Raw genomic sequence first — 18796 nt, 5'->3', positions numbered from 1 at the left:
GAACCAGATACCCTGACCCGATCCGAGAGTCCGAACAGCCCTACGCTGATGACTGTTCCGTGCACCACAACCCGGCCCATATCCACCAGATTTGAGCCGGTGCGACGATTACGGAGCTTTACCATCGCTGGTTTCTCTCGTACACCTTTCCGTCTCGCTTGCCGGGCACCAGGCCATCTGGCAGTACTGACCCGCCCCGGCTTTGTCGCGGCTGCTTCCCGTCCTCACCTGCGTTCCCAGGCTCAGACTGCCGCCAGCTTCACATTCTCTGCTACGACAGAAAATGGGTGAAGGTCTTCCACCTCCACTCGGTAAAATGACGCCTCGTGGCGCACGGGATATTCGTCGCACGACGTCCTGGGAAACTTCTTTTTGAAACGCGCGTTTCCGCAAGCAGCCTTACGATTCACCAGCGCCTTCGATCTATTCATGGTCAACAGGGCAGGAGAGCCTGATTCCCACGCTTCGCTGATTCCCCGAGCGATGAAGGGCAGCTTGCCCGCGTCGAACACCACAATTCGAAAACCGTCGCAGGCCTTGTCCTGCAACACCTGCTGTGCCGTGCACTTCTCGACCTTCGACGTGGCCTCCGACGCGACCATGAACGAATACTCGCCGTCCCCGATGACCTCTGTTCCACCCGCGAAAAGGCCCTGCACTCTGTCCACAGCCTCGTCAAATCCAGCGGTTGCCACAACAGCCACCGCAGCGGCCGCGACCAGCACCCCCGTCATCTTGCTCTTGGTCGCCATCCCGCGCCCTTCCGCCTATCGAGCGCCTGCCTGGGTTAGACCGACACTGTTGCCACCGGTAGGGCCGGGTTGGCTGAGAGGTCCAAAGAGGACGGCTTTACGCCTGCGGCGACCAGGTGGGCGCCGAGGGCGGCCATCATGGCTCCGTTGTCCGTGCAGAGGCGGGGGCGGGGGACGCGGAGTTCGATTCCCGCCGCCTGGCAGCGTTGGGCTGCCAGGGCCTTGATTCGGGAGTTGGCCGCCACACCGCCGGAGATGACCATGGTGTTGATGCCGAGTTCGGTTGCCGCGCGGACTGCCTTGGCGGTGAGGACGTCGGCCACGGCTTCCTGGAAGGATGCGGCCACGTCGTCGATGGGGACTTCTTCGCCGTCGCGTTCTCGGGCTTCCACCCAGCGGGCCACCGCCGTTTTGAGGCCGGAGAAGGAGAAGTCGTACTTCGCGTCGCGGGGGCCGGTGAGGCCGCGGGGGAAGGCGATGGCGGTGGGGTTTCCGCGTTGGGCCGCGCGGTCGATGGGGGGGCCGCCGGGGTAGGGGAGGCCGATGACCCGGGCCACCTTGTCGTAGGCCTCGCCTGCGGCGTCGTCGATGGTGGAGCCGATTTCGGTGATTTTCCCGGCCAGGTCGTCCACGCGCAGGAGTTGGCTGTGGCCGCCGGAGACGAGCAGGGCCAGGGTGGGGGTGGGCAGGGGACCGTGTTCCAGGGTGTCGGCGGCCACGTGCCCAGCCAGGTGGTTGACGCCGTAGAGGGGGACGTTCAACGCTGTCGCGTATGCCTTGGCGGCGGACACGCCGACCAGGAGGGCGCCCGCCAGGCCGGGGCCGCAGGTGACCGCTATCGCGTCCACATCGGACAGTGCGATGTCCGCGGCGGTCATGGCGCGGCGCATGGTGGGCACCATGGCCTCCAGGTGCGCCCGGCTGGCCACCTCGGGGACGACGCCGCCGAATCGGGCGTGCTGCTCGACGCTGGAGGCGACCTCGTCGGCCAGCAGGGTCAGGCCGCCGTCGCGGTCCAGGCGAACGATGCCGACGCCGGTTTCGTCGCAGGAGCTCTCAATGCCCAGGATGATCGTCACGTGGTCTCCTCCACCCGGGCGGGCCGGGCCATGGTGTACGCGTCGGCGCCGGAGGGCTGGTAGTAGCGGCGGCGCAGGCCGATGGTGGTGAAGCCGTGCGCCTCGTAGAGGGCGATGGCGGCCGCGTTGTCGGTGCGGACCTCCAGGAACACCTGCGCCCGCTCCCGCTCGGCGCGGGCGAGCAGCGCGCGCAGCAGCGCCTTGCCGATGCCCTGCCCCTGCCACACCGGGTCGACGCCGATGGTGTGCACGCTGGCCTCCATGTCGCCGGGCATCCCGGCCAGGGACAGACCGGCGTAGCCGACGAGCAGGTCGCCCGCGTACGCGCCGAGGTAGTAGTGGCCCCAGTCCAGTTCGGAGGCGAACGCGGCCTCGCTCCACGGGTCCTCGCCAGCGAACAGGATGCGCTCCAACTCCGCGCACCGCCGCAGGTCGCGGCGGCGCAGCGGGTCGAGTCTGACCGTCATACCCGGCTCACCCGCTTGCGGGCCCCTGGCTCGACCGCGTCCGGCCTGCGCAGGTAGAGGGGGGTGAGGGCGCCCGGTTCCGCGCCCGCCGCCAGGTCCGCCCGCGCGACGGCGACCAGGCCGACCGGGCTGGGGTGCTCGGGGCCGACCGCAGGGAGGCCGAAGTCGAACACCGGCGGGCCCGCGACCCGGGTCACGCCGAGGTCGGCGAGCCGGTCGGCCACCTCGGCGGGCGGGGCGACCTCCGGCCCCGCTGTCCGGGCGCCGCGCGCGTCGTAGGCGGCCCAGTAGACCTCGCGGCGGCGGGCGTCGGTCACAACCAGCACCGGCTCGCCGGGGCGGTCCGCCGCGATCGCGTCGAGCGTGCAGACCGGGTAGACGGGACGGTCGAGGGCGTGGCCGAGGGCGGCCGCGGTGACCATGCCCGCGCGCAGGCCGGTGAACGGGCCAGGGCCGACGCCGCAGACGATGGCGTCGACCTCGCTCAGCGCGCGCCCCGCCTCGGCCAGCGCGTCGCGCAGGTGGGGGGTGAGCAGCTCGCCGTGCGCCCGCGCGTCGACCGTGACGCGCTCGGCGAGCAACCGCGGGGCGCCGTCTGAGTTTTCACCAGCGAGTTCGACTGTGAACTCGACGACGCCTGCGGTCACCGCGGGAGTGGCGGTGTCAACCGCGAGAACCAGCACTTGTCAAGAGTACGAGGGCGCGGTCACCGTCCGCGCATGGGACCGCCGCCGCGCGTCGGCCACGCTGTCGGCGGCGAAGGCGCAGATCAGCGCGAGCAGGCCGCCGCCGCCGAGCGCCGCGCCGACCATCGTCGTCCTGGCCTTGGTGACCTTGACCGGCTCGACCGGCGAGGTGACGACGTGGAGGGTGATCAGGGTGCTCTCGGGCGCGCCGAGGAACCGCTGCTCCTTGTCGAGGGCGACGCGCATCAGGGAGAAAGCGCTTGCGCCGAGGTCCGTCGCCCGTTTGTGCGTCGCGCCCTCCACCGCGACGGTCAGGAACGGACCCTCCCGGGTGATCTCGACGGTCTCCTTCGGTTCCCGCGACAGCTTGGCCGCCCGCGACCCCACGTCATCGATCAGCAGGGCGGCGGTCGTGGACAGGCTGGGCCGGAACGCGAGCAACGAGTTCGTCTCCGACACCACCGTCTTCCCGACCGGCGCCACCGGCCCGGTCCGCGGCGCCAAGAGGACCGCGGTCCCGGTCCACGAGTAGCGGACCGGGGTGTTCAGGTACGCGAAACCGGCGCCTGCCACCGCCAAGACCAGCAGCGGCACGACGACGAGCCAGCGCCTGAGCACGAGCGAGAACAGACTGCGGAGATCCACTGCGACTCCCCGAACCGGGTGTGATTACCGACCGCGACCCCCGAACAGGGATCGTCACCCGACCGGCGTCCGTAACAGATCCGGGGCGAATCACAGCGAAAGTGACAGTCGTCATCGTCGGTGGTCAAGCGGATTCTGGCCGTTAATGTTGACCGGGTGCTGCTGCCAACACTGGCCACGCCGGACGAGCGCGAGGCGATCCGGTTCGGGTCCGCGGTCGTGACCCACGCCGACCTCGCCGCGTCCGCGCGCGCGGTCGCGGCCGGGCTGGCAGGCGCGAGCCGGGTGGCGGTGTGGGCGACGCCGAGCCTGCCCACGTGCCTGGCCGTCGTCGGCGCGCTGACCGCGGGGGCGGCCGTCGTGCCGGTGAACCCGAGGATCGGCGAGCGCGAACTGGCCCACATCGTCGGCGACAGCGCCCCTGACCTGGTGCTCGCCGCCCCCGGCGACAACCTGCCCGCGGCGCTGGCCGCGCTGCCCCGCCGCGATATCGACCCGGCCGAGCGGCTCGACGGCCCGCTGCCCGCCGAGGCGGACCAGGAGGCGCCCGCGTTCATCGTCTACACTTCGGGCACGACCGGGCCGCCCAAGGGCGTGCTGCTGCCGCGCCGGGCGATCGCGACCAACCTGGACGCGCTGGCGCGGGCCTGGGAGTGGACCGCCGACGACGTCGTGGTGCACGCGCTGCCGCTGTTCCACGTGCACGGGCTGATCCTGGGCGTGCTGGGCCCGCTGCGCCGCGGCGGCGCGGTGCGCCACACCGGCCGGTTCGACTCGGCCGCGATCGCCGCCGCCCTGGCCGACGGCGCGACGATGGTGTTCGGCGTCCCGACCATGTACCACCGGCTCGCCGCCGACTGCGAGGCCGACGCGGACCTGGCCGCGGCGATCGGCCGGGCGCGGCTGCTGGTGTCCGGGTCGGCGGCGCTGCCCGCCCGCGACCACGCGCGGATCACCGCGGCGACCGGGCAGCGGGTGGTCGAGCGGTACGGGATGACCGAGACGCTGATGAACTGCAGCGTGCGCGCGTCCGGCGACCGACGGCCGGGGACGGTGGGTCCGCCGGTGGACGGGGTGGACGTGCGACTGGTCGACGACGCGGGCGTGCCGATCGAGGCGTCCGACGGCGAGACCGTCGGCGAGATCGAGGTGCGCGGCCCGAACCTGTTCCTGGGCTACCTGAACCGCCCGGACGCGACCGCCGCCGCGCTGCGCGACGGCTGGTTCCGCACCGGGGACATGGCGGTGCGGGACCCGGACGGGTACGTGCGCATCGTCGGCAGGCGCGCCACCGACCTGATCAAGAGCGGCGGCTACAAGATCGGCGCGGGCGAGATCGAGAACGCGCTGCTGGAGCACCCCGGCGTCGCCGAGGCCGCCGTCACCGGTGAACCAGACGACGATCTCGGTGAGCGGATCGTGGCCTGGATCGTGCCCGAGGACGAGCGTCCGTCCGAACAGGACCTCGCCGACCACGTAGCGAAGCTGCTCGCCCCGCACAAGCGCCCGAGAGTCGTGCGATACCTGGAAGCGTTGCCCCGCAACGAAATGGGCAAGGTCACGAAACGAGCCCTACATGCGTGACGGCGGCGCCCGCGAAGTCATCGCCGAGGTGACGACGGATTTCGACGAGTTCACTGTGGACAGTCGCGCCCACGGCGACGGCCCACTCGACTGGGACGGCTACGCCCAGGCGCGCGCCCGAGCCGAGGAACGGTCCGGCGAGACCGAGTCGGTGGTATGCGGGAAAGGCCGGATCGGCGGCGTCGACGCGGTCCTGATCGCGTTCGACTTCCGCTTTCTCGGCGGCTCGGTGGGAACCGCGACCGGCGACCGCATAGAGCACGCGTTCAGCCGGGCAAGGGAAACCCGCACCCCCCTGGTCTCACTCATCGCGACCGGCGGCAGCCGAATGCAGGAGGGAATGCTGTCCCTGCGCCAGTTGCAGCGCGTAGCCCGACACTCGACCCTGCTGCGCCAAGCGGGCGTCCCCCAGATATCGGTGCTGCGCGACCCCACGACCGGCGGCCTTTGGGCGTCACTGGGCGCGGGCGCGGACGTGGTCATCGGCGTCGCGGGCGCGCAGGTCGGCTTCGCGGGCAGGCGCGTCCGCCCACCCACCGACGCCGACGATCCGGCATACACAGCGGAAGGCCAGTTCACCCACGGCCACGTGGACGAGGTGTGCGAGCCCTGGGACCTCACCGACGTCATCGCGGAATGGTTGACCCTGCTCGATTCTGGCTCCGCGGACCCCGCAGACGTGCCTCGCGCCCTAGGCTCACCGACCCCGTCAACGGACGGTTGGTCCGCGGTCCACCGCGCCCGGGCAGCAACCCGCCCCCACGCCGAGGCGTACCTGGACGACTACTTCGACCTCCGCCGCCCCATCACCGGCGACCGCACCGGCGGCGTAGACCCGGGAATGCTCTGCGGCATCGGCCTACGCGGCAGGCGAGCCATCGCCTACGCCGCCCAGGCGGGCACCCCCACCACCCCCGCGGGCTTCCGCACAGCGGCCCGCCTGATCCGCCTGGCAGAACACCTGGCCATCCCCGTGCTAACCCTCGTCGACACCCCCGGCGCAGCCAACGACGCGGCAGCCGAACGCGCAGGCGTAGGCCCCGCCATCGCCGACCTGTTCGGCACGGTCGCCGCAGCCCGAATCCCCATAACCACCCTGGTGATCGGAGAAGGCGGCTCCGGCGGCGCACTGGCCCTGGCGGCCCCCGACCGCACCTGGATAACCCCAGACGCCTACTTCTCAGTCATAGCCCCAGAACTCAGCGCAGCCATCCTCAAACGCCCACCAGAACAAGTACCCGCGACCGCAGAACAGCTCCGCCTACGCCCAGAAGACCTGGTCGAACTCGGAGTCGTCAGAGGCATCGCCTCGCCCTAACCAAACACGCACGCACGCACGCACGCAAAATCCCACCACAAAGGCGAGGGGCAGAACCCAACCGCCGGTTTGGGTGGTTTGCCTTGATTTGGGGGAAATGGGCCTAAACTCGCGGCGCGGGTGGGGTTCCTTCGCCCGCCTTTTAACCCGCGCAGGCCCATTTCGAGGGGCCCCAAATCAAGGCAAACCACCCAAACAGGCACACCCAACAGGCAAGCCCAAACAGGCGCGTCAAAACCGAATCAGCGCCACCCATCCAGCACAGCTGGCAGCTCAGACAACCGCTGCACCACAGCATCCGGCTCCACATCAACCGGAACCTGTTGCGCAGGCGGGATATCGCTGTGCGGGATGAAAACCGCCCGCATACCAGCCGCCTTGGCACCGCTGATATCGTCGTAGGGCCGATCGCCAACATAAACGCAGTCAGCCGGATTCTCCACACCCACAGCCCGCATAGCGGCCTCAAAAGCAGCCCGATGCGGCTTGGTGTAGTCCAAATCGCTACTCCACACCCGCGCATCGAACAGGTCGCGAACCCCGTCCCGATGCAGGACTTCTTCATGCCAAGCAGCAGGCCAAGCCGTCGACGACAAGATCCCGGTCCGCAGACCCCGGTCCTTGAGATCAGCCAGCATAGGAGCAACCTCAGGATCAGTGGGCGTAGCCCGATCCCAATACCGCCGAAACGCCGCCAAAGCGGCTTCATCGGCTGGCGCGCCCGCGGTTTCCAGCACCTGAGCGATGGTGAACGCGGTGTGACGCGTCTTGGCCCGCGCCCAGGCGGCGGTCTCCGCGGTCAGCACCGCGTCGGCGACCAAGGCAGCCTGATCCGGGTCGGAGGGGTGCAGCACATCGGCGAAGGCGCGCCAAGCCGCCAGATGGTCCATGGTCACCCAGGGGGTGAGCGTGCCACCCCAGTCGAAGATCACCGCGCGCATGACCGAAGCCTAGCCTGCGACGCAACCACAAAAGCCCGCGCGAGCAAGGCGGTCGACCCAAGACCCGTGCGGCTCCAGAATCGCCAACCGCGCGTCATCCGGCCGACGATCCAGCCGGATCAGCAGGTGATCGGCCGACAGCCGCTCAGCGGCCCCTTCCCCCCACTCCACCACCACGACCGACTCCACCAGCTCCGTGTCCAGATCCAGGTCGTCCAGCTCAGTCAGATCCCCACCCAGCCGGTAAGCGTCCACATGAACCAGCGGAATCCCGCGTTCCCCAGCCTGATGCTCCCGGGCGATGATGAACGTCGGACTGCTGACCCGCCCCTGGACCCCCAGCCCAGCCGCGATCCCCTTGGCCACCACCGTTTTCCCCGCCCCGAGCGGACCGGCGAGCAGCACCAGGTCCCCCGCCCGCAGCGTCTCGCCGAGTTTCCGGCCGAATTCCAGGGTGTCCTCTGCCGTCACGAGAGTCACCGGCTCAGGCACGTCGCCACCACCTTTTCCGGCCCGAGCCGAGGCCGCGGGCGCATTCGCGGAGCAGGGTCGCCAGGTGCTCGGTGACCAGGTCCGGCTGCTCCAACATCACCATGTGTCCCGCGCCGCGCGCCCGGACCAGGTGCGCGTCGGGAAGTTCGGCGTTGATCCGTTCCGCGTGGGAGAACGGGGTCATCAGGTCTTCGTCGCCGCTGAGCACCAGCACGTGGCTGTGCTTGAGGCCTGCCAGGGCCGCGTAGCGGTTGTGGTCGCCCAGAGTCTCGATGAAGTCGGCCAGCACCCGCACCGGCGTCACATTGAGCATGTCGACCAGGAAGTCGACCAGGCTCGGGCTGATCCCGGTGGAGCCGAAACCGATGCCGCGCACCGCCTGCCGGGTGAGCTGTCCCGCCGCGGCGCGGATCAGCTCGACCAGGCCGGGCTGCCATTCGGCGAGCTGGCCGACCAGGCGGGTGACCGGATTGTGCTTGGACAGCAGCGGCCTGGGCAGTCCGCGCTTGCCGACCTCGCCCGCGGAGGTGCCGATCAGCGCGACGCCGCGCACGCGTTCGGCGAACAGCTCGGGGTTCCGCTCCGCCAGCCCCATGACGACCATGCCGCCCATGGAGTGTCCAATGAGGACCAGCGGGCCGTCCGGGGCGACCGCGCGGACGACCTCGTCCAAGTCGCCAGCGAGCTGATCGATGGAACTGGTGGTGATATCGGCCCGCCCGGAGCGCCCATGGCTGCGGTGGTCGTAGAGCACCAGGCGCACCCGGGGATCGGTCAGCCGAGCCAGATCGCGGCGCTGGAAGTGCCAGGAGAGCCTGCTCACCGCGAATCCGTGCACCAGAACCGCGGTCAGGTCAGGCTTTCCGCCGTCCTCGGGGTCGATTTCCTCGACGGACAACGCGGTCCCGTCCGCGGCGGCGACCGTGCTGGTGCGGGTCGGCGGCAACTGGCCCAGCGGCTCGTCGGCGTACGGGTCGTCGGGCCTGCGCCTGCTGACCTCGCGCACGGCCAGCGCCGCGCCGCCCACCGCGGCGACACCCGCCGCGGCTGCGATGACCTTGCCGAGCCGGTTCACGAGTCCGCGCCCAGATAGCGGCGGACGACTCGCGGCCTGCACATCCCGGTGACGATCTCGTAGTCGATGGTTCCGGTCGTGTCGGCCCACTCCCGCGCGGTCGGCTCGCCGCGCTCGCCGGAGCCGAACAGGATCACTTCCGCGCCGGGGAAAACCGGGTCGTCGCCGCAGTCGACCACGATCTGGTCCATGCACACCCGGCCGCGGATGGGCCGCCGCTTGCCCGCCAGCCACACGTCCATCCGGTCCGACAGCGACCGGGGAACCCCGTCGCCGTATCCGACCGGCACCAGCGCCAGGTTCGTGTCCCGGCCGGCGGTCCACGTCTGTCCATAGGAGACGGACTCGCCCGCCGGAATCCGCTTGGTCAGCGCGACCGACGAGCGGAACGTCATCACCGGCCGCAGGTCTTCGGGCTGCGGCAGCGGATTCAGCCCGTACATCGCGATGCCGAAGCGCACCATGTCGAAGTGCAGGTCCGGCCGGTTCAGGGTGGCCGCGGAGTTCGCCAGGTGCCTGCGTGGCCGCGCCCCGGCCGCCACCGCGACCTCGTACGCCGCGGCGAACCGCTTCGCCTGCCGGTCGACCGACTCGCGCCCCGGCTCGTCCGCGCACGCCAGGTGCGACCAGATCGCGTACACCTCGTTGTCCGAGTCCAGGGCCGCCCGCACCAACTCGGGCCACAGCTCGGGCGGGCACCCGTTGCGGCTCAACCCGGTGTCGATCTTCAGGTGCACCCGCGCGCCGAACAGCCCGCGCAACTGGTCCACAGAGGACACACCGAGGTCCACGCCCGCGTCGACCGCCGCCCCCAGGTCGGCCCCGGCAACGTCCAACCAGGACAGGATGGGCGCGGTGATTCCCGCTGAACGCAACGCAAGCGCCTCACCGAGCGAGCACGACCCGAGCCAGGTCGCCCCTGCGGACAGCGCCGCCCGCGCGACCGGAACCGCGCCGTGGCCGTAGGCGTCGGCCTTCACCACCGCCATCGCGTCGATCCCGGGCGCGCGGGCGGCGAGCAGCGCGACGTTGTGCCGGACGCGGTCGAGATCGATCACCACCTCGGCGCGCGGCGGCAGCGCGTCAGCCATGGAGAACCGCCCGGATAGCCGAAGGCAGCGCCGACACGATCGCCGACGCTGGCGTCGGCGCGCCCCGCGCGGCCAAATCACCCGCGCGGACGTGCAGCCAGGCCGCGCAGCCCGCGGCGAGCAGCGGGTCGAGTCCGGCCGCGAGCAGCGCGCCGATCAGCCCGGACAGCACGTCGCCGGAGCCGGCGGTGGCCAGCCAGTGCGAGCGGGCCGGGTTCACCAGCACCCGCCCGTCCGGCGCGGCGACGACGGTGGCGTGCCCCTTGAGCAGCACGGTCGCGTCGACCTTCGCGGCCAGCGCGACGGCCGCGGCGACCCGGTCGGCGCCCAGCGTGATCCCCAGCGGCTCGGCGATCCGGGCGAACTCCCGGGCGTGCGGGGTCAGCACGACCGGCGCGTCCGGGTCGCGGGCGTCCCACAAATCGGGGTGCGTAGCGAGCAGGGTGATGCCGTCAGCGTCCACACAGGACGCGACGCCCGACTCGAACACATACCTGAGCACGTCCCGGGACGCCTTCCCGGTGCCCAGCCCCGGCCCGGCCACCCACGCCTGCACCCGGCCGGCGTCGCCGACCGACCCGGTCGTGATCACCTCGGGCCAGCGCCTGCGCACCTCTTCCGCCGCCGCCCCCGCGTACCGGGTGAGCCCGGAGGTCGCCTGCACCGCGGCGCCCACCGCGAGCACGGCAGCGCCGGGATAGGTCTCCGACCCGGCCGCGATCCCGACCACGCCCTGGGTGTACTTGTCGTCTTCGGCCCCCGGCACCGGCCACACGCGCGCCACGTCCGCCCGGTCGAGCACCCGGAAGTCCGGGTCGGCCAGCTCCAGGCCGAGGTCGACCAGGTGCACATCGCCGCACCGCGCCCCGGCCAGGAAGTGCACCGGCTTGTACGCGCCGAAGGTGACCGTGACGTCCGCGGTCACCGCGGGCCCGTCGACCGCGCCGGTGTCCGGGTCGACCCCGCTGGGCAGGTCGACGGAGACGACCGGAGCCCGCACCCGGGCGACCACCGCCGCCGCGTCCGGCCGCAGCGGCCCGCGCGCGGACAGCCCGACGATCCCGTCGACCACCAGGTCGGCGAAGTCCACGTCCTCCGGCGCGCCGACCCGGCCACCCGCCCGCCGCAGCGCGGCCAAGCCCTCGGCGTGCGCGCGGTCCGGGGCGAGCAGCACCGCGGTGACGCCCACCGACCGCTTGCGCAGGAACGCCCCGGCCCACAGCGCGTCGCCGCCGTTGTTGCCCGCGCCGACCAGCAGCACGACCCGTCTGCCCGCGACCCCGCCCGTGCGCTCGGCCAGCAGCGCGGCCGTCCGCGCGGCGACCCCGTAGGCGGCCCGGCGCATCAGGGCGCCCGGCGCGGTTCTGGCCAGGACCCGCTCCTCGGCCGCCCGAACATGGCCGGTGGTCCAGACGTCGCGCATTCGGCTCCTACTCGACTATTCGACCGTGACGGACTTCGCGAGGTTGCGCGGCTTGTCCACGTCGTACCCGCGGGCGCGGGCGATCTCGGCGGCCAGCACCTGCAGCGGCACCGTCGACACCAGCGGCTGCAGCAGCGTCGGCACCGCGGGCACCGTGATCAGCGTGTCCGCGAACGGAAGCACCGTCTCGTCGCCCTCTTCCGCGATCACGATGGTCCGCGCGCCGCGCGCCTGGATCTCGCTGATGTTGGACACCAGCTTCGAGTGCAGCACCGCCCGCCCCTTCGGCGACGGCATCACCACCACGACCGGCAGCCCGGGCTCGATCAGCGCGATCGGCCCGTGCTTGAGCTCGCCTGCGGCGAACCCCTCGGCGTGCATGTACGCCAGTTCCTTGAGCTTGAGCGCGCCCTCCAGCGCCACCGGGTAGCCGACGTGCCTGCCCAGGAACAGCACCGCCTTCGCGTCCGCCACCTCCCGCCCCAGCGCCCGCACCTGGTCGTTGGTGCCGAGCACCTTGCGGACCGCGTCGGGCATCGCGCACAGCTCGTGGAACTCGCGGGCCACCTCGTCGGGGTACTTGGTGCCGCGCGCCTGCGCCAGGGCCAGCCCGACCAGGAAGTTCGCCGCGATCTGCGCCAGGAACGCCTTGGTGGACGCGACGCCGATCTCCGGGCCCGCGTGGGTGTAGAGCACCGCGTCGGACTCGCGCGGAATCTGCGCGCCGTTGGTGTTGCACACCGCCAGCACCCGCGCCCTCTGCCCGCGCGCGTGCCGCACGGCCTCCAGGGTGTCGGCGGTCTCACCGGACTGGGACACCGCCACGACCAGGGTGTCCCGGTCGAGCACCGGGTCGCGGTAGCGGAACTCCGAGGCCAGCTCCACCTCGACGGGCAGCCGCGTCCAGTGCTCGATGGCGTACTTGGCGACCAGGCCGGAGTGGTAGGCCGACCCGCAGGCCACCACGAACACCTTGTCGACCTCGCGCAGGTCCTGCTCGGCGATGCGCTGCTCGTCGAGCACGATCCGCCCGTCGGTGAAGTGCCCGCGCAGCGTGTTCTCGAGGGCGGCAGGCTGCTCCTCGATCTCCTTGAGCATGAAGTACTCGTGGCCGCCCTTCTCGGCGGCGGACAGGTCCCAGTCGACGGTGAACGGCTTGACCCGCGCGGTCCCGCCGTCGAAGTCGACCACCTCGTAGCCCTCGCGGGTGATCGTCACCAACTGGTCCTGGCCGAGCTCGACGGCCTCGCGGGTGTGCTCGATGAACGCGGCCACATCGGAGGCGACGAACGTCTCACCGTCGCCGATCCCGACCACCAGCGGCGACGACCGGCGCGCGGCGACGATCAGGTCCGGCTCATCAGCGTGCGAGACGACCAGCGTGAACGCGCCCGCCAACCGGCGGCACACACCGCGGACACTGGCGGCGAGGTCACCGGCGGTCTCCCCGCTGGCGTAGGCCAGGGCGACCAGGTGCGCGGCGGTCTCGGAGTCGGTGTCGCTGGCGAACTCGACACCAGCGGCCTCCAGCTCGGCGCGCAGCGCGGCGAAGTTCTCGATGATGCCGTTGTGCACGACCGCGACCCGGCCGGTGCCGTCGCGGTGCGGGTGGGAGTTGCGGTCGACCGGGGCGCCGTGCGTGGCCCACCGGGTGTGGCCCATGCCCGCGGTGCCCGCGAACCCGGCCCGGCCCACCTCGTCCAGCCGGGCCTCCAGGTTCGCCAGCCGGCCCGCCTTGCGCTCGACGGCCAACCCGTCCGCGCCGCCGAGCACGGCGACACCCGCCGAGTCGTATCCCCGGTACTCCAGCCTGCGCAGGCCGTCCAAGACCACGTCAAGGGCCTGCCGGTGGCCCACATAACCCACGATTCCGCACACGCGCAACAGCGTAACCAGCGCGCACGGCGGCTCGGGAACGCCCGGCTGGCGCGTCAGGCGATAGGGTGCGGGCATGGCACGCAAGGCCAAGCACCTGCTCGACGAGCTTTCCCGCCCCGGACCGCACGAGGTCCTGCGCGGCGACCTCGCCCTCGTCGGGATGCCCGGGGTCGTCCACACCCCGAAATCCGGCCTGGGCCTCCCAGCCGTCGCGTTCGGACACGGCTGGCTGCAACCGCCCGCCCGCTACCGCGGCCTGTTCCGCCACCTGGCCTCGTGGGGGATCGTGGTCGCCGCCCCCGGCACCCAGACCGGCCCGCTGGCCTCGCACCGGCTGCTCGCCTCCGACCTGCGCACCGCGCTGGACGTGTGCGCGGGCGTGCGCCTCGGCGCTGGCGAGATCAGCGTCGACCCCGACCGCCTCGGCCTCGCTGGCCACGGCACCGGCGCGGGCAGCGCCGTCCTCGCCGCCGCCGACGACGACCGCGTCCACGCCGTCGCCACGCTGGCCGCCGCCCAGACCCGCCCCTTCGCCACCGAGGCCGCCCGCCACTGCGCCATGCCCAGCCTGCACATCGTCGCGGGCCGCGACCTGGTGGCGCCCCCGGCGAGCAACGCCGACCTGATCGCCCGCACCTGGGGCGGCCCGGCCCAGGTCCGCACCATCGCCAAAGCCAGCCACCTCGGCTTCGCCGAAGGCAGGCACTGGAGCAACCTGCTCGTGCACGGCAAGTCCGAACACGCCACCCAGCGCGTGAGCCGAGCCCTGCTGACCGCGTTCTTCCTGGTGCGCCTGACCGGCAAAACCGAGTACGAACCCCTGCTCACCGAAGACGTCAAGGGCACCGAGATCACCCATCCGGAACCTGCCCACACCTGACCGAAACCGCCCTGGACACCGAGTCGGCCCCGATACGCTGACGGCATGATCTACGGCCCGCCGCCTCCCGGCACCGGCGCACCACCCCCCGGCTACGGGCCGCCGCCTGGCTATGGCCCGCCCCAGCCCGGATACGGCCCGCCACCCGGCTACCCAAGCCCCAAGAAGCCAGGCTCCGCGGCCCGGTCGGCCGGGCTCTTCTCGATCATCCTCGGCTGCCTCACGCTCGTGGGACTCGTGTTCGTGTACGCCGGTCCCTTGTTCCTCATCCCCACCGCGGTGTGCATCGGTCTGCTCCTCACCGGCGGCGTCATGCTCGGACAGGTCAAGCCGACCGGCCGCGTGCTGAGCCTCATCGGCGCGGTGATGCTGATTCTGCTGCAAGCGTGGGTGATCGTCGCCTACATTCCCGTCGTCCAGCGAAGCCTGGACAATATCCCCGCGATCGCGATTCCGGGCGCGGGGATTATCGGCGTCATTGTCTTCATCATTGTTCTGTTCTCATCCGGCGTCACCGCGGCGGTGGCGGCCAAGCAGGGGAACTATCCGCCCCAGCACATGCCCCCGCCAGGCCCCTGGCGGCCCCAGTAACCTTTACCGCGAGGAGCACAGTCATGCACCCCGGACCACACGGGCATCCCCAACGGCAACCGCCACCGCACTTCGCGGCGCGCCAGCCACCGGGTTTCCCACCCGCACCGGCCCCTTATCCTCCTGGCCCGCCCCACGGGTACCCCCTCCCGCCCCCGGGTCACGGCCCAGCTTTCCACAAACCGGGAATACCCGGCCGCGGCCAGGCCATCACAGCCGGGGTCCTCCTCCTGGTCATCGCCGCGGGATACCTCGCGCTGGGGATCACGCTGCTTTTCAAATGGCACGACAGCGATCCGCGCTACCGTTTCCTGGGCACCGACTGGCGGTATCTGCTCGCCGAAGTCGTCGTTGTCATCCTCACCGCGCTCACGGTGTGGGCGGCGATCACCATCCTCACCCTGCGCGGCCGGGTTTTCGCCGCCGTCATGGGCATCATCGGAACCGTCGCCTTCTACATCATCCCCATCGGAATCCTCGTCGCCGTGTTCTGCCTGATTCCGACGACCGCCAAAGCTCTCGACACCGCGAAAGCCCAGCGCCACGTTAGCCCGTTCGGCCGCTGAATCTGGTCCGCGACCGATACGCTCACCGCATGAACCACGGTCCGCACACTCCCGGTCACGGCGCTCCGCAAGGCGGCCCACCCTGGCCACCCCCCGGGCCGTCGACTCCATGGCCTCCGCCACCGCCGCCCGGCCCCAGCGTGCCTCCACCGGGTTACGACACCGGTTTCCCGCCGCCTGGCCACCAGCAGACCCTCCCTCCAGACGACGGGGTGTCCCCCATTCCTGGCCGCGGCCTACTTGTCACGGCGGGGATCGCGCTGCTCGTCCAGGCAGCGATAATGCTCACCATCGCCATTGCGTCGATCATCGACATTTTGGATGACAAAGTCGACCCCCGATACCAGTTCCTAGGCACGGACTGGCGGTATCTCCCGCTAATAGCAATCTATTTCATCGTCAGCGCGCTCACCTTGGCCGCCGGGATTACCACACTGCGTATACGCGGACGGGTGTTCGGTATTGTCATGGGTTCAGTCAACCTGCTCTCAGTGTTCGGAATCCCACTGGGCCTGACCACGATAATTCTGTGCTCGCAGTCCAAGGCGAGCACCGCTGTGAAGATCGCGCAGGCCCGCCGTTTCCCCCGCTTCGCGCCGCCGCCCTACCCGCAGCCGATGCGCCCGTTCGGGCCGTAGTTCAGCGCTTGGTCATCCAGGTGACCGTGTAAAACCCGGTCTCCGACGGGTCATCCGGCTCGCGGCGCGGGCGAGTGGGGCGCTTCGGGCGTTCCGGCACGGGTTCGGCGCGCAGTCGCGCTTCGCGGGCCGTGCGTTCGGCGACATAGCGTTCGTGCTCGGCGATTTTCTCGCGGTATGCCGCCGCGGTCGCTTCGAAGCGGTCGCCCAGGCCCGCGCTGATCGCCTGGAAGGGCGCCCGCACGGCCCGGATCGCCGGGTCGGTCTCATCGATCACCGCTGCCTCCGGTCATTTCCGCGCCCGCTGAGCCGGGTCCTCGCCGATGACGCCGCCGAACCGCGCGGCCGGGTCGGATTCCTCGAACAGGCTGCCCACCACCCGCCACTGGCTCGCTTTGCGCTCGGTGTCGCCGCCCTGGCCACCACCCGCGCCCGCGCCACCCATACCGCCCATAGCCCCCATGCCGCCGCCCATCATGCCGCCAGCCTGACCTGGGGCCGCGGCGTGCGCTCCGGCCGCGGCGGGAGCGGAGTGGCGTTGCTGCTCACCGTCCGGCGGGGCCTCGGCGCTGGTCGCCGCCCCGGGAGCGAGCGGCGCGGGCTGGTCGGCCGCGCCGCCGCCACCCCCGTCGACAGCAACACCGCCACCGCCACCGCCACCGGCACCAGCACCAATCGCACCGCCAGCGCCCCCCGCCGGGACGCCTGCACCGGCTTGCCCAGCGGCTTCGCTGGCGGCAGGCGCGGGTTCGGCGGGCGGAGCCGAGGGCGCGCCGCTGTTCGCCTGCTCAGGCACCGCGCCCTGCTCCTCGATGAGATAGGACTTCGCCGGGCCGGAACCGTCCTCGACGGTGATGCCGACGCGGCCGTCCGGGTTGTCGACCGTGATGGTCCGCTCGCCGTCGCGGATGACGACCCGCTCCCCGGACGAACCGGGGGCAGCCGCGGCGAACGTGCGGAACGGGTCCGGGTCGATCGCGCGCAGCGCGTCGGCGAGCGCGGCCCAGCCGCGTGCGGTGGCCTCGTGGACGTCGCGCAGGTTGCGCCGGAACCGGCCGACCGCGGCGTCGTAGCGGGCGCAGAAGTCGTCGAGGTAGTTGATGGCCTCGGTGCTGGACCAGACCTCGACCAGCGGCCCGGCCGGGCTGTTCAGGTCGCACTTGCCCGGGGTCCGCAGTTCCTCGACGGTGAACCGGGCGCCCCAGCGGGACCCGCGGGACAGGGCGTCGTCGACGCGGTCGATCTGGGTGAGCCGCTTCGCTGGGTCGTCCACGTCGAGGTGGCGGGTCGAGCCGAGGTCGTCGGTCCACTGGCGCAACGCATCGGCGGCCACCTCGCGGGCGCCGTCGAGGGCGACGGCCAGGGTGGTGAGGCTGTCCTGCCAGGCCCGGGCGGTCGCGGCCAGCCGGTCGAACCGGCCTTCCGCGGTGTCGGCCACCGGCCCGTGCCACACGTCGGGCACCTTCGCCCGCAGGTCGCCCGCGACCTGGGCCAGCGCCCCGCCCGCCGCCGCGAGCCCGGCGAGCCTGCTCCCCGACGCGTCGAGCCGCCCGAACTCGGCGCCGCGCAGGTCGTCCAGCATCCGCCGGTCGTCGCCGGTGCCCCAGGCCTGCTCGGCCCACCCGCGCTTGGCCGCCGGATGCTCCCGCCACCGCGAGAACAACCCGCCGCTGTCGGTCAGCCGGGCCGCCAACGCAGCCAGGTCGCCGTCGAGCGCACTGTCCGATGTGTCCGCCGGGTCACCCGCGGCGGGCTCGACCAACGCTTCCCGGATCGCGTCCGCGCTCACCGCTCCCCCGCCGCGGTGATCCGGCTCGCCGCCTCCTCATCGACCGCGACGATCCGCCGAGCCGACTCGCTCACCGCGGCCACGGCCTCGTCGACCCCCGGCGCCGCCCGCTCCACCGACTCCCACAACCGATCCCGCACCCCGACGAACGCCTCCCCCGCCGCCGCGCCAAGCCCCCCGAACTGCCGCGGCGCCAGGTCATCGGCCCGCGCGTACTCCACGACCTGCTCAAGCGCGGCCCGAAGGTCAGCCGCCGCCCGAACCAACGCGTCGACAGCCTCCCGGTCGACGCTGAGGTCCGCTGCCTCCGGCATGTGTCCCTCCCCCTGGAAACCCACTCAGGTCAACGCACCCAACTACGCCCCGACCAGTCATCGTCGTCCGGCTCCTCAACAGCGGCCCGCCGCTGCACCACCGGCCGCCCCACCCTCGGCGGCGGCGCCACCGGCCGCTGCGGCGGCTCGTCTTCCTCGTCCTCCACCCCGAAGGACAGATACCGATCCCGAGCGGACACCGGTTCCGGCGCGGGCGGAACCGGCGCGGGCGGCGGGACCGGAGCGGGTGCCACCGGCACCGGGCTGGGCGCCGCTTCCTGCACCTCTTCCGCGCCGAAGGACAACACCGTCGGCTTGGACTCCCTCGGCGTCCACGTGCTCGCCGGTTTCTCTTCCGCCTGCTGCTCGCGCAGGTACTCCTGTTTCGCCGCTTCGTGCGCTGCCTCGATCGCGGGCAGTTGCTCGGCGATGAGCCGGTCGCGCTCAGCCGCCTGAGCGTCGTACGCCGACAGGTTCTGCGCGAACTCCTCGCCGATCTCGTTGACCCGCGCCGTGTACTGCGCGGTGATGTCCTCGTACTTGGCAAGAGTGAGCCGCGTGTCCAAGGTCATGTCATCCATCGCGGT

21 protein-coding genes are annotated in these 18796 nt (G+C 71.6%); 6 read left to right on the top strand and 15 right to left on the bottom strand.

From position 1 onward, the window contains the following. Positions 1 to 242: 242 nt before the first annotated feature. From BLS56_RS22320 to BLS56_RS22300, 5 genes are read right to left on the bottom strand one after another with little or no spacing between them, the layout of a single operon-like run. Positions 243 to 752: a hypothetical protein gene (locus BLS56_RS22320; RefSeq protein WP_091454264.1), complete on the bottom strand. Its 510-nt coding sequence runs from the start codon at positions 750 to 752 to the stop codon at positions 243 to 245. A 35-nt stretch (positions 753 to 787) separates the two neighbouring features. Next, positions 788 to 1831, bottom strand: coding sequence for a tRNA (adenosine(37)-N6)-threonylcarbamoyltransferase complex transferase subunit TsaD (gene tsaD / locus BLS56_RS22315; protein WP_091454262.1), 1044 nt, complete (start codon positions 1829 to 1831; stop codon positions 788 to 790). Next, positions 1828 to 2298, bottom strand: coding sequence for a ribosomal protein S18-alanine N-acetyltransferase (gene rimI / locus BLS56_RS22310; RefSeq protein WP_091454260.1), 471 nt, complete (start codon positions 2296 to 2298; stop codon positions 1828 to 1830). Before rimI ends, tsaD begins: the two co-directional genes overlap by 4 nt. Beyond that, a complete protein-coding gene (tsaB, locus tag BLS56_RS22305) occupies positions 2295 to 2981 on the bottom strand; it encodes a tRNA (adenosine(37)-N6)-threonylcarbamoyltransferase complex dimerization subunit type 1 TsaB (protein ID WP_091454259.1) in 687 nt (228 codons plus the stop codon). Before tsaB ends, rimI begins: the two co-directional genes overlap by 4 nt. 3 nt (positions 2982 to 2984) lie before the next feature. Then, a complete protein-coding gene (locus tag BLS56_RS22300; RefSeq protein ID WP_091454257.1) occupies positions 2985 to 3629 on the bottom strand; it encodes a hypothetical protein in 645 nt (214 codons plus the stop codon). 156 nt (positions 3630 to 3785) lie between these two features. On the opposite strand from BLS56_RS22300, the gene BLS56_RS22295 reads away from it, so the two are divergent. Both BLS56_RS22295 and BLS56_RS22290 read left to right on the top strand, forming a co-directional pair. After that, positions 3786 to 5213 carry an acyl-CoA synthetase gene (locus BLS56_RS22295; RefSeq protein WP_407640544.1) on the top strand — a complete coding sequence of 476 codons (1428 nt, stop codon included), beginning with the start codon at positions 3786 to 3788 and terminating at the stop codon, positions 5211 to 5213. Further along, complete coding sequence (locus tag BLS56_RS22290; RefSeq protein ID WP_091454255.1) at positions 5206 to 6531, top strand: carboxyl transferase domain-containing protein; 1326 nt, start codon at positions 5206 to 5208, stop codon at positions 6529 to 6531. Before BLS56_RS22295 ends, BLS56_RS22290 begins: the two co-directional genes overlap by 8 nt. A gap of 242 nt (positions 6532 to 6773) precedes the next feature. On the opposite strand, the gene BLS56_RS22285 is transcribed toward BLS56_RS22290, so the two are convergent. Genes BLS56_RS22285 through glmS form a run of 6 tightly spaced genes read right to left on the bottom strand, consistent with a single transcriptional unit; the run spans position 6774 to position 13431 of the window. Beyond that, the gene (locus tag BLS56_RS22285) at positions 6774 to 7472 is read right to left on the bottom strand and encodes an HAD family hydrolase (protein WP_091454252.1); all 699 of its coding nucleotides are present in this window, start codon (positions 7470 to 7472) and stop codon (positions 6774 to 6776) included. Between the two features lie 9 nt (positions 7473 to 7481). Then, positions 7482 to 7964 (bottom strand): tRNA (adenosine(37)-N6)-threonylcarbamoyltransferase complex ATPase subunit type 1 TsaE, encoded by a 483-nt coding sequence (tsaE, locus tag BLS56_RS22280; protein ID WP_091454249.1) that lies wholly within the window; start codon positions 7962 to 7964, stop codon positions 7482 to 7484. After that, positions 7957 to 9039 carry an alpha/beta fold hydrolase gene (locus tag BLS56_RS22275; protein WP_091454246.1) on the bottom strand — a complete coding sequence of 361 codons (1083 nt, stop codon included), beginning with the start codon at positions 9037 to 9039 and terminating at the stop codon, positions 7957 to 7959. The genes tsaE and BLS56_RS22275 overlap by 8 nt, the downstream gene beginning before the upstream one ends. Further along, positions 9036 to 10130 (bottom strand): alanine racemase, encoded by a 1095-nt coding sequence (gene alr, locus BLS56_RS22270; protein ID WP_091454244.1) that lies wholly within the window; start codon positions 10128 to 10130, stop codon positions 9036 to 9038. Before alr ends, BLS56_RS22275 begins: the two co-directional genes overlap by 4 nt. Then, positions 10123 to 11553: an NAD(P)H-hydrate dehydratase gene (locus tag BLS56_RS22265; protein WP_091454241.1), complete on the bottom strand. Its 1431-nt coding sequence runs from the start codon at positions 11551 to 11553 to the stop codon at positions 10123 to 10125. The genes alr and BLS56_RS22265 overlap by 8 nt, the downstream gene beginning before the upstream one ends. A gap of 15 nt (positions 11554 to 11568) precedes the next feature. Further along, entirely contained in the window at positions 11569 to 13431 is a 1863-nt protein-coding gene (gene glmS / locus BLS56_RS22260; protein ID WP_091454240.1) for a glutamine--fructose-6-phosphate transaminase (isomerizing), read from the bottom strand. A 73-nt stretch (positions 13432 to 13504) separates the two neighbouring features. Here glmS and BLS56_RS22255 point away from each other — a divergent pair, with 73 nt between their 5' ends. The 4 genes from BLS56_RS22255 to BLS56_RS31670 all read left to right on the top strand — a co-directional run bounded on the left by BLS56_RS22255 (position 13505) and on the right by BLS56_RS31670 (position 16106). Then, a complete protein-coding gene (locus tag BLS56_RS22255) occupies positions 13505 to 14311 on the top strand; it encodes a dienelactone hydrolase family protein (protein ID WP_091454238.1) in 807 nt (268 codons plus the stop codon). Between the two features lie 45 nt (positions 14312 to 14356). Next, the gene (locus tag BLS56_RS22250) at positions 14357 to 14902 is read left to right on the top strand and encodes a hypothetical protein (RefSeq protein WP_091454235.1); all 546 of its coding nucleotides are present in this window, start codon (positions 14357 to 14359) and stop codon (positions 14900 to 14902) included. A 23-nt stretch (positions 14903 to 14925) separates the two neighbouring features. Next, on the top strand, positions 14926 to 15468 hold the full coding sequence (locus tag BLS56_RS31675; protein WP_091454234.1) for a hypothetical protein: 543 nt from the start codon (positions 14926 to 14928) through the stop codon (positions 15466 to 15468). Between the two features lie 281 nt (positions 15469 to 15749). Next, positions 15750 to 16106, top strand: a complete 357-nt coding sequence (locus BLS56_RS31670; RefSeq protein WP_175482975.1) for a hypothetical protein — start codon at positions 15750 to 15752, stop codon at positions 16104 to 16106. Position 16107: 1 nt separating this feature from the next. Here the strand turns inward: BLS56_RS31670 and BLS56_RS22235 are convergent, their stop codons facing one another. From BLS56_RS22235 to BLS56_RS22220, 4 genes are read right to left on the bottom strand one after another with little or no spacing between them, the layout of a single operon-like run. Further along, a complete protein-coding gene (locus BLS56_RS22235; protein WP_091454229.1) occupies positions 16108 to 16383 on the bottom strand; it encodes a hypothetical protein in 276 nt (91 codons plus the stop codon). Between the two features lie 12 nt (positions 16384 to 16395). Beyond that, positions 16396 to 17895, bottom strand: coding sequence for a hypothetical protein (locus tag BLS56_RS31665; protein ID WP_091454226.1), 1500 nt, complete (start codon positions 17893 to 17895; stop codon positions 16396 to 16398). Beyond that, positions 17892 to 18209, bottom strand: coding sequence for a hypothetical protein (locus tag BLS56_RS22225; RefSeq protein ID WP_091454224.1), 318 nt, complete (start codon positions 18207 to 18209; stop codon positions 17892 to 17894). Before BLS56_RS22225 ends, BLS56_RS31665 begins: the two co-directional genes overlap by 4 nt. Before the next feature lie 29 nt (positions 18210 to 18238). Further along, entirely contained in the window at positions 18239 to 18790 is a 552-nt protein-coding gene (locus BLS56_RS22220) for a hypothetical protein (RefSeq protein WP_139190905.1), read from the bottom strand. Positions 18791 to 18796: the final 6 nt, after the last annotated feature.

The organism is Actinokineospora iranica, from assembly GCF_900101685.1.
Lineage (GTDB): Bacteria > Actinomycetota > Actinomycetes > Mycobacteriales > Pseudonocardiaceae > Actinokineospora > Actinokineospora iranica.
The sequence above is the reverse complement of the archived record's forward strand: the minus strand, read 5'-3'. Positions and strand labels throughout refer to the sequence as shown.

Coding starts and splice junctions, on each gene's coding strand:
- BLS56_RS22320 (WP_091454264.1), bottom strand. CDS start 752: ATGGCGACCAAGAGCAAGATGACGGGGGTGCTGGTCGCGGCCGCTGCG.
- rimI (WP_091454260.1), bottom strand. CDS start 2,298: ATGACGGTCAGACTCGACCCGCTGCGCCGCCGCGACCTGCGGCGGTGC.
- BLS56_RS22290 (WP_091454255.1), top strand. CDS start 5,206: ATGCGTGACGGCGGCGCCCGCGAAGTCATCGCCGAGGTGACGACGGAT.
- BLS56_RS22285 (WP_091454252.1), bottom strand. CDS start 7,472: ATGCGCGCGGTGATCTTCGACTGGGGTGGCACGCTCACCCCCTGGGTG.
- alr (WP_091454244.1), bottom strand. CDS start 10,130: ATGGCTGACGCGCTGCCGCCGCGCGCCGAGGTGGTGATCGATCTCGAC.
- BLS56_RS22265 (WP_091454241.1), bottom strand. CDS start 11,553: ATGCGCGACGTCTGGACCACCGGCCATGTTCGGGCGGCCGAGGAGCGG.
- BLS56_RS22255 (WP_091454238.1), top strand. CDS start 13,505: ATGGCACGCAAGGCCAAGCACCTGCTCGACGAGCTTTCCCGCCCCGGA.
- BLS56_RS22250 (WP_091454235.1), top strand. CDS start 14,357: ATGATCTACGGCCCGCCGCCTCCCGGCACCGGCGCACCACCCCCCGGC.
- BLS56_RS31675 (WP_091454234.1), top strand. CDS start 14,926: ATGCACCCCGGACCACACGGGCATCCCCAACGGCAACCGCCACCGCAC.
- BLS56_RS31670 (WP_175482975.1), top strand. CDS start 15,750: ATGCTCACCATCGCCATTGCGTCGATCATCGACATTTTGGATGACAAA.
- BLS56_RS22225 (WP_091454224.1), bottom strand. CDS start 18,209: ATGCCGGAGGCAGCGGACCTCAGCGTCGACCGGGAGGCTGTCGACGCG.
- BLS56_RS22220 (WP_139190905.1), bottom strand. CDS start 18,790: ATGGATGACATGACCTTGGACACGCGGCTCACTCTTGCCAAGTACGAG.